Annotated in this window: 9 protein-coding genes and 1 CRISPR repeat array; all 9 genes read left to right on the top strand. The window is 36.7% G+C overall.

Annotation, left to right across the window (positions count from 1 at the left end; translation table 11 throughout):
* The first annotated feature begins 106 nt into the window (after positions 1-106).
* Entirely contained in the window at positions 107-886 is a 780-nt protein-coding gene (gene cas6 / locus IEY67_RS05650) for a CRISPR-associated endoribonuclease Cas6 (RefSeq protein WP_183669262.1), read from the top strand.
* A gap of 11 nt (positions 887-897) precedes the next feature.
* Entirely contained in the window at positions 898-2,691 is a 1,794-nt protein-coding gene (locus tag IEY67_RS05645) for a hypothetical protein (RefSeq protein WP_147382556.1), read from the top strand.
* Between the two features lie 13 nt (positions 2,692-2,704).
* Complete coding sequence (cas7b, locus tag IEY67_RS05640) at positions 2,705-3,658, top strand: type I-B CRISPR-associated protein Cas7/Csh2 (RefSeq protein ID WP_122375708.1); 954 nt, start codon at positions 2,705-2,707, stop codon at positions 3,656-3,658.
* Between the two features lie 8 nt (positions 3,659-3,666).
* The gene (gene cas5 / locus IEY67_RS05635; protein ID WP_122375707.1) at positions 3,667-4,365 is read left to right on the top strand and encodes a CRISPR-associated protein Cas5; all 699 of its coding nucleotides are present in this window, start codon (positions 3,667-3,669) and stop codon (positions 4,363-4,365) included.
* The gene (gene cas3 / locus IEY67_RS05630; protein WP_183669264.1) at positions 4,362-6,779 is read left to right on the top strand and encodes a CRISPR-associated helicase Cas3'; all 2,418 of its coding nucleotides are present in this window, start codon (positions 4,362-4,364) and stop codon (positions 6,777-6,779) included. The genes cas5 and cas3 overlap by 4 nt, the downstream gene beginning before the upstream one ends.
* Positions 6,779-7,297, top strand: a complete 519-nt coding sequence (gene cas4 / locus IEY67_RS05625) for a CRISPR-associated protein Cas4 (RefSeq protein WP_183669266.1) — start codon at positions 6,779-6,781, stop codon at positions 7,295-7,297. Before cas3 ends, cas4 begins: the two co-directional genes overlap by 1 nt.
* Complete coding sequence (gene cas1b / locus IEY67_RS05620) at positions 7,294-8,310, top strand: type I-B CRISPR-associated endonuclease Cas1b (RefSeq protein ID WP_183669268.1); 1,017 nt, start codon at positions 7,294-7,296, stop codon at positions 8,308-8,310. The genes cas4 and cas1b overlap by 4 nt, the downstream gene beginning before the upstream one ends.
* Positions 8,311-8,574 carry a CRISPR-associated endonuclease Cas2 gene (cas2, locus tag IEY67_RS05615; protein WP_122375703.1) on the top strand — a complete coding sequence of 88 codons (264 nt, stop codon included), beginning with the start codon at positions 8,311-8,313 and terminating at the stop codon, positions 8,572-8,574.
* A 223-nt stretch (positions 8,575-8,797) separates the two neighbouring features.
* A CRISPR array of direct repeats spans positions 8,798-10,374; the repeat unit is 29 nt; unit sequence CTATAAATAGAACCTGACGGAATTGAAAT.
* A gap of 575 nt (positions 10,375-10,949) precedes the next feature.
* A complete protein-coding gene (locus IEY67_RS05610; protein WP_158607102.1) occupies positions 10,950-13,955 on the top strand; it encodes a SusC/RagA family TonB-linked outer membrane protein in 3,006 nt (1,001 codons plus the stop codon).
* Positions 13,956-13,964: the final 9 nt, after the last annotated feature.

Genomic DNA, 13,964 nt, shown 5'->3' with positions numbered 1-13,964 from the left:
AAGGCTCTGGTTCTTTATAGAACTGGAGCCTTTGTGTTTATTAACATATACGATTTAGGATATCGGGTATGTTAATTACTTAGCTTTACAGTCAAAAGAAAACGCAATGAGATTTAAAATAGTATTACAAGTTGACAAGAAATACGGGAATCGTTTGCCTTTTAATTATCAGTATGAGCAGATGGCGGTTATCTACAAAATTCTTTCGTTGTCGAATGAATCTTATGCAAACTGGTTACATGATAATGGGTTTGAACTGGAGGGAAAACAATTCAAGCTATTCACATATTCATCTTTGATTATACCGTCTCTAGGGTTGGATAAGGAGCATGGGTGTCTGTATATAAACAGCGATACAGTAGAATGGTATATATCTTTCCTTCCCGAAAAATCAACACGGCAATTTATTCAAGGTATTTTTATGGAACAAACATTTCAATTGGGTAATAGGCAGAACGTTGTTCAATTCAAGGTACAGAGTGTAGAGATGTTACCTGCTTTGAACTGCGAAGAGGAAGCTGAGTTTAAGACATTATCACCCATGTGCATTTCCCGTCGAGAGGAAAATGGTAAAACGGTATATCTTTCTCCTGCAGATCCTTATGCGAAAGGTGCTATTCTAGTGAGTTTGCTTAATCGGTATGTGGCTTATTATGGAAAACCTTATCAAGGTGTACTGAATTATGATTTTATTGTAACAAATGAGCCTAAACCTAAATTAATAACAATTAAAGCGGATACTTCTCAACAAACAAGGGTCAAAGGTTTTCTTTGTAAATTCAGAATGAAGGGACCAAAAGAATTAATGAATATAATGTATGAATCAGGAATTGCAGAAAAAGGTAGTAGTGGCTTTGGAATGGTAGAGAAAATAAATCATCCTTAAAATGATATATTATGAGCTTAGATACAGTAATAAAAATAGGTCAATTCTATCGTAAAACCAAAAAAGCGTGGAAATACCATGATCAGATAAATTGGGCGATAAATGACGTAAAAGCGTTAGAAAAGAAGAAAGATAAAGAAGGAAATACCATTACTACCACATTCTATGAAGTGAATGTTGTTGATGATGGGGATCGTTTTTCTTTTGACTTCGATTCTATGTCACGTATTATAGACGAAGATAAGATCAAGTCTATTTATTATCTAAATTTCAAGACATCGAAAAAAGATTCTTCCAAGCGTTACTTGTTAGGAGATTTGGTATATTCTTGTTATGAAGATAAAAAGGGGATGCTGGTAGAAGGCGGAAATTATAGGATGTATGGAACATGGGCTGATAAAGAAAAAAATGGAATTGTAGAAAAGAAATCTTCTTTTTGGTTGAGCGAAGATGCTGCAAGCCGTATGGATAATCCATTTATTCAAAAGTTTCGTTCCGAATTCAGGAGAAAGGCTGAATATATTGAGCAATTTCTTAAAAATCAGACCTCTGTTGTGCTACACTTTAACTTCGAAGGGAAAAGCTGGCAAGATATGGATGGTATAGTTGATAATATAGATGTTATTCTGACGGAAAGTCTTGTAAAACGCCTTCCGGATACTGATAAGGTTATGTTGGATAAGTATCTATATAAAACATTGGGTGGTGTTACTCCCGGATTTGGAGAAACAGGATATAAGAATCGTTTGTTTACGCGTGATGATATCATCAGTTTAATGTATGCGGGAAATGCAGCAGAGAAGCCACTGATGCGTATAGGAGGAATAGGTATAATAGCTTTGCCTCATTCAGAGCAGCTGACATCAGATATGGTTGTTTGTTTTTTTGAACGGGATAAAAACACATTGGAGCAGGAAGATAAGCAAGAAGCCGATATGACATTTGTGGATGAGGAAGATTCATGTGATTCATCCTTTGGAGGTTTATTGAGAAACGATTTTGATGACTCTGTTAAATTTGATATCATTTTTACAAATGTTCCGGCTTCTCCGGCTGGTGTTTTTTCAGACTTGATAGAATTTTCAGATGTACAGAAATCTCTATTAAGAAGGGTTCATAAACGGATTGTTGAATGTAGACTGGAAGTTGAGGAAATGGCTTATGCTGAATTTCCTAATGCTAAGGGTTTTAAATATCATATCCGTAACTCTTTTCAGAATTTATTGGGTGATGTGACGAAAGATAAGAAAAAGTTCCAGTCCCATATCTTGAAAGCTTTGCCTCAAATTTATACGGATACTTATTATGAAGATCCTATTTTGCTACCTGCATTTTTGGAAAAGGTAGAATATAATATCCGAAACGATAATACAAATTTTAATCTACTGAAATATGATTTTTATTTTCTAATGAAAATACAAAAAAAGAATACGCTTATGACGATTAAAGATTCAAAAAGTTATGCTTTAGGTAAACAACTAGGTATAATGGCTCAACAGTTTGCGTCATGGAAGAAAGATTGTCCGATTAAATCATTTGAGAAATCTTATGTAGGGAATCTTTCCCGGAGAACAGCTTCGTTGGACGAGTTGGTAAAGTTTGCTGCTTTTCTTAATGAAAAGTTGGTTATGCATGGTTTGACTAAAAAGTGGGTAAAAGAAGCCTATATGGAGTTTGCTGATATCGTTAAAGATTTTGGCGGAGAGAAGTATAGCAAATATAATTGCTCACTTGGTTTTTTTGAAAGTTATTACGATTCGAGAAAACCTATTGAGGAAAAAGAAGAAATAACGGATGCTAATTAAATTATGAATATAAATGGAAAATCAACAGGAAAAATCAGAAATTCTTTTTTGGTACGATAGTACTTATTCAATACCTAATGGTGACCCTTTTACAGGGGAACAACGTTATGATGATGAAACAAAACGTATTTTAGTAAGTGACGTTCGTATTAAGCGTTTTATCCGGGATTATTTTATTCAACAGAATGAAATAGAGAAAGATAAATATGATATATATGTTTTCAATGATAAGTCACAGATTGCAGAAGGTAGTAAAGAATCAGGTTCTTCTGCCAGGATGAAATCTCTGAGAGTAAAATATAAATGTGAAAAATTAGATAAGAAGAAACCGGAAGAGGAAGCACTGAATTTAATAAAACATTGTATCGATGTTCGTTTATTCGGTGGGATCTCCACTGAAAAAGATGCAGCTGTAAATATTACAGGCCCGGTACAATTTGCTCTTCTTAATCCATCTATGAATAAGATCGATTTGCGTATTCATCAAAATACGTCAGTTTTTTCATCCAGTGCAGATAAATCGGGGGGAGCAATTGGTACGACAACAGTAGTGCCTTATGCTCTTAATCAGATTCACGGTTGGATTAATCCTTATTCGGCAAAGAATAGTGGACTGACTACTGAAGATGTGCAGGAAATGTTTAAAGCACTTTGGAACAGTATAAATAATGCAAATACCCGAAGTAAATCCAATCAGAATTCAGTGCTGTTGCTTCAGATTGTTTATCATACTCCGAATGATAAATTGTATGGTGTCGATAAATTAGTAACGATAACATCCGAGAAAGAAGAAGAGCAAATACGTGGAATGGCTGATTTTCAGTTTGATTTTAATGGGTTAAAAGCCGTGGTAGATTCCCCAAAAGTGAAAGAAGTACGCTTCTATACGGAAATAGAGTCTATAAAAAATGCACTTCTTGCTTTGGGAAATGAGAAAATCAAGTCAATCGATATATTTACAAAATAATCTGGGGTATGAAAGGTGTTCGATTAAATATAAAAGGAAATTGGGCACAGTTTCGACGATCTGAGACCAATAATAATCCGCTCTCTCATGATTTGATAACAAAGACGGCACTCGTTGGTATGATCGGAGCTGTGCTTGGTAAGAATCGGGAGGAAATGAGATGCCTGTTCCCTATTTTGTGTGATGACTTGAAATATGGGGTACAGGTAAAGAATGAGGTAAAGAAGCAATCATGGGGGTTTACTTTTCGAAGTGCAACAAATGATTGGGATAAAGTACCGAAGCAGATGGAGTTTCTTCGTAATCCTGAGTATGAAGTTATACTTTGCCTTGTTAATCAGCGTTCGGAAGCTTTATTTACATCATTTGTCGATTATTGCAAGGAGGGAAAAGCTTGTTATAATCCTGTGTTAGGATTACACAATTGTCCTGCAGAAATCCGATGGGAGGAAGACGGTGAAATTGAATGTGTGGCCGATGGTGTGTTTTCTACAAAAGGGTTTGTTACAAGCAAACATATTCCGGAGGGATTGGAAACGAATACGTTACGTATAGGTTTTGACCGGATACCCTGTTTTCAGAATAATGATTTCTGGAACTTACCTGAAGGTTATGTCTCAATCGTTTATCCATCTGCCGGTCATTCGATTAAGGTTCGAGGTGAACATTATTTGTTTAATGGAGAAACACAGTGGTGTCTGATATGAATTATTGGTCGCATATAGACAAGCTATTAGAAGTTCATATTTGCGGAGTTATTGAAAAATCCCGCAAATATACTTCTTTATCGATCACTGAAGCGGCTGCTCTTTTTCATGATTTTGGAAAGATAAATCCTAATTTTCAGAAAAAACTAGCAGGTGTTAATGGCGGGAGATATTCAAATCATTCTTATTTATCTGTATTTGCATTTGTTTATTTTGCGAAGACAAATGGGGAAGCCTGCCGACAGTTGCTTAAGGCTGAAAATACTTCTGACTATAAGATTAAGTTTCGGCAGGTAATCGCATTGATAGCCCATCATCATGGAGATTTACCTAATTTTGTAGATTTATTGAATTGGGAAGAAATAACTAATGCGGCTATGTTTGTCGAAAAGAATGAGTTGCCGTTTTCTTCCTTTCTGTCCAAGCAATTGTCAATCAAACATAACCTGTTTTCAATAAATTATGATGAATTTGACTTTCAAAATTCTAGTAGGTTTGTAAAACATCTACACTTGAAATTTTGGCGTGTAAATGCTTTGCAGTATTTTATGGATACCCAATTCGGATTTGCATCGTTAATACATGCAGATAAAAGAGATGCCGGAAATAATGTTTGGTATCAATTTGAGGATCGGATTCCACAGGCTATCGAAGATATGGATTTGGCGTTAGCTCGGAAATTTCAACTGTTTGATCAAGGGCCAGTTTCATCTGATTTAAATCGTTTGAGAACGGCCATTCGGGTAGAGGCTACAAAGAATATTTCTCGCCATTTATTATCATCCGGGAGAGTATTCACTATAACAGCTCCAACTGGTGCGGGAAAAACTTATACGTTATTATCTGTTGCTAAAGAAATACAACGTCAAAAAGGACCGTTGGGTATCATATATGCTTTACCTTTCCTCTCTATCACCGAACAAGTTCAACGGATATTGGATGAAGATGGTATTGATTATTTGCCAGTGAATTCGAAAGTAAATAATCAAGAATTGGTTACAGCCTTGGAGCTGTATGAGGTAAATCCGACTTTAGAAAATTTGCAAAAGATACTTCAACAAGATTTTGCTGAACATTCATTTGACCATCCTTTTATTATAACAACCTTTGTTCAATTTTTTGAAACCCTGGTAAGTAATAAGAATGCAACGCTATTGAAATTACCTAATTTCTCAAATCGAATATTCCTCATAGATGAGTTGCAAGCATTGCCTCCACGTCTATATATCTTTTTTTCTGCATGGCTGGAAGCTTTTTGCCGTAAAAATAATTCGTATGTTATATTGTCTACCGCGACTATGCCCAAATTAGATTTTCCGGTAAAGGATTATACCGATGAATCGGTTGACCCATATCTGTTGTTTAAAGAATATTCTGATAATCAGCCAATAGAATTGATAACTCCTGAAAGATATTTCTCGGATAAAACGTTTAATCGGTATAAAATACATTTGGTAGATAATGACAAATTTATGCTACAGGATTTGGTTGACCATGTTTTGAGTCAGACTAAATCTTGTCTGGTGATTTTGAATACTATCGGTGATACAAAGGAGCTATATGAGAAACTGGAAGAATTATCTCATGTCATCCTACTAAATACTCACTTTACCCCTTCTGATCGGAGTGAAAAAATAAAAATGGCAAAAGCCTTTTTGAATGCGAATGAAAAGGTTATTTTGATATCTACTCAATTGATCGAGGCTGGTGTTGATATTGATTTTCCTGTAGTATATCGGGATTTATGTCCGTTGCCAAGTCTTATTCAAAGTGCCGGAAGATGTAATAGGAATAATACTTTTCCGGAAATGGGAGATGTTTATTTCTTCCAATTAAAAAAGGAACAAGGAAAAGCTAGTTCAGAAGTAATCTACAAAGGAGAGGCTGCAGAGTTTCTTCGTTTTTGTAAGGAATATATTACTGATGGGATAGAAGAAAATAAATTATATGCTGTCCAGTCTGATTTCTTTTCTTCTATTCGGGATTCTCTTTCTATAGGTGATTTTAAGAAGGGAAACAAATCAATAAATATGATTGAATGTGTCAATAATGCTGAGTTTGAACGTTTGGGAGAGTTTCAATTAATAGATAATGATCTGTTTGGTGAACAGTATAAATATTATATTCCAAAAGATGAAAATGATTTTAGTTGTGAAGAGTTGGCCGACTTAGTGATACAGTCTTTAAGTACAACAGGATTTGAAGAGAGTAGAAAAGTTCGGATAGAAATTAATAATAGACTTAAGGAGTTAAGTGATAGGATAATAAATGTGCGTTTGAATTTGAAGAAAGATCAAGTGGCTCCTGCTTATCGAAATGAAAAAACTTATTTTGATATACGCGTCTTATCTGATTTGAATAATTATTCATTTGAAAAAGGTTTAGAGTTAGGAACAAATAACTTATTACTATAATGCGGCATGTAACAGGTACATTGATTTCTTATTATTTCTATTGTAAACGTAGAATGTGGCTTCATGCCAATGATATTCGTTTTGAAGATACTTCGGATGATGTGGCTATGGGGCGTCTTATTGAAGATTCTACTTATTTACAACGTGACAGTAACTATGAACAAGTAGAATTGGATGGCATTAAGATTGATTTTTATGATCATAAGAATCGGGTTATACATGAAACTAAAAAATCTCCTAAATTTGAGCAAACACATATTTGGCAGTTGAAATACTATATGTATGTTTTACTGAAAAATGGAATGGAGGGTGTGACAGGTATTTTGGAATATCCGACAGAGCGTAAGACACATAAAATAGAACTTAGTTCAGATGATGTGGTTGAAATAGATCGGATGGTATCAGAAATCAAGAGAATTATTCAGTCTGAGGATTGTCCGTCACTTATAAAAAGTGTTCGATGTAAAAATTGTAGTTATTATGAATTTTGTTATATTACGGAGGAGGATGAAATATGAAGAAAACTTATTATTTATTTAATCCTGGTAAACTCAGTAGAAAAGATAATACTTTGAAGTTTGTTCCTGTAACAGAAGATGAAAATGGTCTTGAACACGATGGGCAACCTAGATTTATACCTATAGAAGGTGTCAGTGAATTTTTTGTTTTCGGATCATTGGTCGCAAATAGTGCTTTGTTTAATTTTTTAGGACAAAATGATATCGCTGTACACTTTTTTGATTATTATGAAAATTATACCGGATCTTTTATGCCTAAAGATTATATGCTGTCCGGTAAAATGTTATTAGCTCAAACGTCTAATTATGAAAATTGTCCTAAACGTTTGGTTGTGGCACAAAAATTCATTGAGGGAGCATCATATAATATGATAAAGAATCTTCAATATTATAATCGTAGGGGGAAGGATATGGAGCCCATGATTGAACAAATGAAAAGTTATGCTTCTAAATTGGACCAAGCTCAGAGTGTGCAGGAGGTGATGGGATTAGAGGGTAATATCCGTCAGGTTTATTATGAGTCGTTTAATTTGATATTGAATGATTTTCAAATGAACGGGAGAAGCAAACAGCCACCTCAGAATGAGGTTAATGCTTTGATTTCATTTGGGAATATGATGTGTTATAGTTTTTGTCTGCGAGCTATTCATCAGACGCAACTGAATCCTACGATTAGTTATTTGCATACTCCGGGAGAGCGTCGTTATTCACTTGCCTTAGATTTAGCAGAGATATTTAAACCGATTATTGTAGATCGTACAATTTTTAAAGTTTTAAATAGAAAGGAACTTCAAAGCAAACATTTTAATACCTCATTAAATAAATGTATTTTAAATGAGGCAGGAAAAAAAGTTTTTGTTAAAGCGATTGAAGATCGTATGTCTGAAACAATTCAGCATCGTAGTCTTAAACGTAATGTCAGCTATAGGCATTTTGTAAAATTGGAATGTTATAAGCTTAGTAAGCATTTATTGGGAATGGAAGAATATAAACCTTTTAAAATGTGGTGGTAGATGTATATTATTCTTGTATATGATATGGGAGAGAAAAGAGTTGCAAAAATGCTTCGTCTTTGTCGAAAATATTTAAATTGGATTCAGAATTCTGTATTTGAAGGAGAATTGAGCGATGTTAAATTGAAAGAACTGAAGATTCAGGCTGGAGAAATAATGGATAAGAATGAGGATAGCTTAATTATTTTTTCAAATCGCTGGGATAAGTGGATGGATCGGGAAGTGATTGGAAAAGAGCGATCTAGTATTGATCAGTTTTTATGAAAGTTGTCGATGTCAGTTTTTATGAGTAAAAAGTGAGTATATAAAACTTCTCTGTGTTTCAAGACGTTCTTTGACATGCTGAAAATCAGATCAATAATATAAGTTGTCGATTCCCTGTTATTTTTATATAATTGGGGGTCGACAACTTTATTTACAAAAAAATGCCAGGTGAGTATCGTGAAAAGCCTTGTATTTTCGTTGATAATAGCTATTTTTGTAACGACTATAAATAGAACCTGACGGAATTGAAATCCAGTTCCCCTTCGTCGATCTGAAACTGTACAAGGCTATAAATAGAACCTGACGGAATTGAAATTTCCCACGCTGATGATATCCGCTATCCCGGTGTCGCTATAAATAGAACCTGACGGAATTGAAATAAATTCAAAGCATACTTTCTGCCGACCGGGTCCGGCTATAAATAGAACCTGACGGAATTGAAATTCTGGAATGTGAATTTCGGGTGCTTCGCTATTTTTCTATAAATAGAACCTGACGGAATTGAAATTATGGATGATGTTGCCTGATATGTTTAACATGTATCTATAAATAGAACCTGACGGAATTGAAATGCCGGAAATAAGTCCGCTGGCAAGTCTACTAATATCTATAAATAGAACCTGACGGAATTGAAATAATTGCAGCAAAATGTCCCTTTATGGCTGCTTCTTCTATAAATAGAACCTGACGGAATTGAAATCCACATCAAAGGGAAGCCCATCATTTCCTCGACGCTATAAATAGAACCTGACGGAATTGAAATTTGTTGCCGGCATGAGTCGAGTTGAAAATGGTAGAGCTATAAATAGAACCTGACGGAATTGAAATAAGCCTTGAACTCTTCTATGTCTGCGCGGGCATCTTCTATAAATAGAACCTGACGGAATTGAAATCAGTTTATCCGGTAACAAGCGCCAATATGGTGCAACTATAAATAGAACCTGACGGAATTGAAATTTGGATGCTTTCAATAAAATGGGAGTATTGCTGGTCTATAAATAGAACCTGACGGAATTGAAATAGGGGAGTACACACGCGCCGCATGTTTGGAGGGACTCTATAAATAGAACCTGACGGAATTGAAATGAGGGTCTTTGCCCCCGGCTGTGCGTTGCGTCGCATCTATAAATAGAACCTGACGGAATTGAAATAAAAATTGGGAAAGATAGTTCCCGATGGGGACACCCTATAAATAGAACCTGACGGAATTGAAATTAATAAATACGCGCAACTTCCTTTTCTGACAAGTCTATAAATAGAACCTGACGGAATTGAAATTGTTGTAAAAATATGCGAAATGCACGAGGCTACCTTACTATAAATAGAACCTGACGGAATTGAAATTCCAAGACCGGCCACAGACATTCAAAGAGTGAAATACTATAAATAGAACCTGACGGAATTGAAACAAGTATAGGGGAGCCGAGACATTCGCATTCGAAGCTATAAATAGAACCTGACGGAATTGAAACTCAACAAACTTTTCTTTATTACACGAAAACATCATGACTATAAATAGAACCTGACGGAATTGAAACCTATTCCTGGAGTTCCATCTACGGTCGGATATAATGCTATAAATAGAACCTGACGGAATTGAAACGACGTAATCTGCTTTATATCCGAAATTTTCTCGGCGCTATAAATAGAACCTGACGGAATTGAAACAACATTGTTCGCTTAACCTTATCAGCCTTTACACAACTATAAATAGAACCTGACGGAATTGAAACTAACCAGGATGAGCCATTGTGGGTTACTTCATCATAATCTATAAATAGAACCTAACGGAATTGAAACACTATTACCGGTGCCTCTGCCACTATTGATGCTAATATCTATAAATAGAACCTAACGGAATACAGGGTATGGATTGATGTGTCAAAACGTCTATCTTCTATAAATTGTCTAGTCCTAAATAACCGTTACAGTTATTGGACAAAAATAATACATTTGGCAGGGGCTATCCGACTTTGGACAGCCCCTTTTTTTGTTTAGCCACGAGGTTATATGACTGGTAGCCGATAAAATCTGACAATGTGGATTTTTAGTTTTAGAGATAAAAATTATTTTAAATCTAATTTTCTTTAGTCTTCTTAGAACTATGGTGAGTTAATACTTGTTATATATATAGCAAGGGTATGCTTTTGACAATATGTCAGCACTTATGTGTTAAAACGAATGCATGGAGTATATTTTGTTGGAAATTTGTTTGGTATTAATGTTATAATCTCTATATTTGCATTTAACAAGTGTAAAAAACAGCATAGTTCTAAGAAGACTAAGTCGTTTCCTTTATGCAAAAACACAATACTTAACGCAAAATGAGTATGAGAAATGTCGAATTTATTAACTTTCCTAAACAATCTGGCTTTATGAAGAAGGGCTTATTATTATTTGTACTGTTTTGTATAGGGACATGTACAAATGTGCTATGGGCACAGAAGAAAGTAAGTGGTGTTGTGATGGACCAAAGTGCCAATCTGCCGCTTATAGGGTGTAATGTCGTAGAAAAAGGAACCACAAATGGAACCGTTACCGATTTGGATGGTAACTATACATTGGAAGTTCCGGAGAATGCAATCTTACAATTCTCTTTTTTAGGTATGACAACGGTCGAAGAACCGGTTAACGATCGTACCGTAATTAATGTAGATATGTTTTCAGATACCCAGAAGATTGAAGAAGTCGTTGTCACAGCCATGGGTATCCAACGTAAGGCAAAGTCATTGACCTATGCTACTCAACAGGTTGCAGGACAGGAATTGACCCGTGCAAAAGATGCCAACCTGATCAATGCTTTGCAAGGTAAAGCAGCCGGTATGCTTATTTCTCCGAATGCAACCGGTGCAGGAGGCTCGTCCAAGATTATTTTGCGTGGTAATAAATCCGCTTATGGGAATAACCAGCCGCTTATTGTTATCGATGGTGTTCCGATGAATAGTCCGGAAACAACTCAGTTGGCGGGTGAATATGAGGGACGCGACGGTGGTGACGCATTGGGTAACCTGAACCCGGATGACATTGCCAGCATGAATGTCCTGAAAGGTGCATCAGCAGCGGCTTTATATGGTAGTATGGCTGCGAATGGTGTGATCATGATCACTACAAAAAAGGGCCGTGAGGGTGCCGCAAGAGTAGATTTCTCTTCCAATATAACACTTGAAAGTCCTATGTCTCTTCCTAAATTACAAGGACGTTATGGGGCTGTCAAAGTAGGTGATCAGTTAAATAACATGAGTTGGGGTGACAAGGTGGCCGACAACGATAACCATGCGATGGATAATGTGAACGATTTTTACCGTACAGGTTCTACTTTTATTAATTCCGTAACGATCAATGGCGGTACTGAAAAAGTACAAAGCTTTATGTCGTACGCTAATACGACGGCTTTTGGTATTATGCCGACAAATGACTTTCAGCGTCATAACATGTCGACCCGCGAAACTTTCAACTTGTTTGGCAACCGACTGACCATCGATGCTTCTTTGTCGTATATCAGCCAGAAAGGAACCAATCGTCCTCACGGAGGTACTTATATCAACCCGTTGACAGGTCTGTATACATTCCCGGTAAACGGTGATTTCGGTTATTATAAGGATAACTTCGAAAAATTCAATGAAGATCGTAACCTGATGGCTCACAACTGGTATCTTCCGGATGACGATTTTTCAGCCAATCCTTATTGGATATTAAACCGGATTAAATCGACTGAGAGACGTGACCGTGTAATGGCTTCCGCCAGTGCAAAATTTAAGATCACCGACTGGTTGAATGTGCAGGGACGTTTAAGCGTGGATAATACTTTCGACCGTTTTGAACGTAAATGGCATGCAACAACAACTGCTACATGGGCTCCCGGCGGGAACGGACGTTATCGTCAGGAACGTTTCGATGCAAAGCAGTTCTATGGTGACTTGATGTTGAATTTTAACAAGACCTGGAATGAAAAATGGGAATTGAATGCCTCTTTAGGTACCAGCTTCCAGGACAATAAGGTACAAAATGTCATTCTGGATAGCGACAAGCTGGGATTGATGGAAGCAAACTTCTTCGTTCCTGAAAATATCAACGGCAATGGAAACCAACGTACTTCCAACCCTCGTAAACGTTTGAATTCCGTATTCGGAACAGTTCAGTTCGGTTATAACGGGATGATCTATCTGGATGTGACGGGACGTAACGACTGGTCGTCTGCTTTGGCTTTCACCGACAACTTCTCCTATTTCTATCCTTCCTTCGGTCTGACAGCTCTGTTGAATGAGATGATCCCGATGACAGATAAGATCAATTTATTGAAGATCAGAGGTTCTTACTCAATCGTGGGTAACGACGTTCCTGCTTATATCACTCATCCGATGGATGGTATCAACCTGGGAGGCCTGGAACCGAATACCAAGGAACCGTTTACCGAAATGAAACCAGAAAAGATGCATTCAATGGAATTTGGTCTGGATCTGACTATGCTGGATAACCGTTTGAATTTTGATATCACTTATTATAAGACAAACAACAAGAACCAGTATTTCTCTATTTCATCTCCGCTGGCTTCCGGTTACGATAGCTATTATATCAATGCCGGTAATATCCAGAATCAGGGCTTTGAGGCTTCCATCAATTATCGTTGGGATTTTGCAGAAGACTGGAGCTGGAAACCCGAATTCAACATTTCCTACAACCAGAATAAGATCAAGGAACTTACCGATCAATTGAAGAACGGTGTATCTTTAGGTTCGGGTGCAGGTCTTAACTTCAAGCTGGTTGAAGGTGGTTCATACGGCGATATTTACGGTAAAGTGGCAGAACGCGATGAGAACGGAGCTTTCATGTTGGATAAAGACGGTAAACTGGTCATCTCTACAGACGAACGTCATTTAGGGAATGTAAACCCGAACTGGCAGTTGGGATGGGGTAATACTTTTACCTATAAAGATTTCAGCTTATACTTCCTGATCGACGGAAAGATCGGTGGCAATGTAGCCAGCCAGACACAAAGTTATCTGGATGCTTACGGTGTAACGGAAGCAACAGCCGATGCACGCGATAACGGTGGTGTAGACCTTGGTAACGGACAGAAAATGGATGCACAGACATTCTATACTTCAACAGCCGGTAAGGAAGGTGCAAAAGACCTCTATGTATATTCTGCAACGAACTTCCGTTTACGTGAACTTTCTTTAGGATATACATTCCGCAACCTGTTAGGAGCTTCCAAGAACCTGAATCTGTCTTTCGTTGCTCGTAACCTGTTCTTCATTTATAAAGATGCTCCGACCGATCCGGATATGTCTGTTTCAACGAATAACGGTTGGAAAGGCTTCGATTCGTTTGGTTTGCCTGCAACACGCAGCTATGGTATCAACTTGAAAGTAACATTCTAATAACGCGAT

Source organism: Parabacteroides faecis, assembly GCF_014647375.1.
In the GTDB taxonomy this organism is placed as follows: Bacteria; Bacteroidota; Bacteroidia; order Bacteroidales; family Tannerellaceae; genus Parabacteroides; species Parabacteroides faecis.
The sequence above is the reverse complement of the archived record's forward strand: the minus strand, read 5'-3'. Positions and strand labels throughout refer to the sequence as shown.

What these genes read in the sequence shown, in the direction of transcription:
- cas6 (WP_183669262.1), top strand. Translation starts at nt 107, where the DNA reads ATGAGATTTAAAATAGTATTACAAGTTGACAAGAAATACGGGAATCGT.
- IEY67_RS05645 (WP_147382556.1), top strand. Translation starts at nt 898, where the DNA reads ATGAGCTTAGATACAGTAATAAAAATAGGTCAATTCTATCGTAAAACC.
- cas7b (WP_122375708.1), top strand. Translation starts at nt 2,705, where the DNA reads ATGGAAAATCAACAGGAAAAATCAGAAATTCTTTTTTGGTACGATAGT.
- cas5 (WP_122375707.1), top strand. Translation starts at nt 3,667, where the DNA reads ATGAAAGGTGTTCGATTAAATATAAAAGGAAATTGGGCACAGTTTCGA.
- cas3 (WP_183669264.1), top strand. Translation starts at nt 4,362, where the DNA reads ATGAATTATTGGTCGCATATAGACAAGCTATTAGAAGTTCATATTTGC.
- cas4 (WP_183669266.1), top strand. Translation starts at nt 6,779, where the DNA reads ATGCGGCATGTAACAGGTACATTGATTTCTTATTATTTCTATTGTAAA.
- cas1b (WP_183669268.1), top strand. Translation starts at nt 7,294, where the DNA reads ATGAAGAAAACTTATTATTTATTTAATCCTGGTAAACTCAGTAGAAAA.
- cas2 (WP_122375703.1), top strand. Translation starts at nt 8,311, where the DNA reads ATGTATATTATTCTTGTATATGATATGGGAGAGAAAAGAGTTGCAAAA.
- IEY67_RS05610 (WP_158607102.1), top strand. Translation starts at nt 10,950, where the DNA reads ATGAAGAAGGGCTTATTATTATTTGTACTGTTTTGTATAGGGACATGT.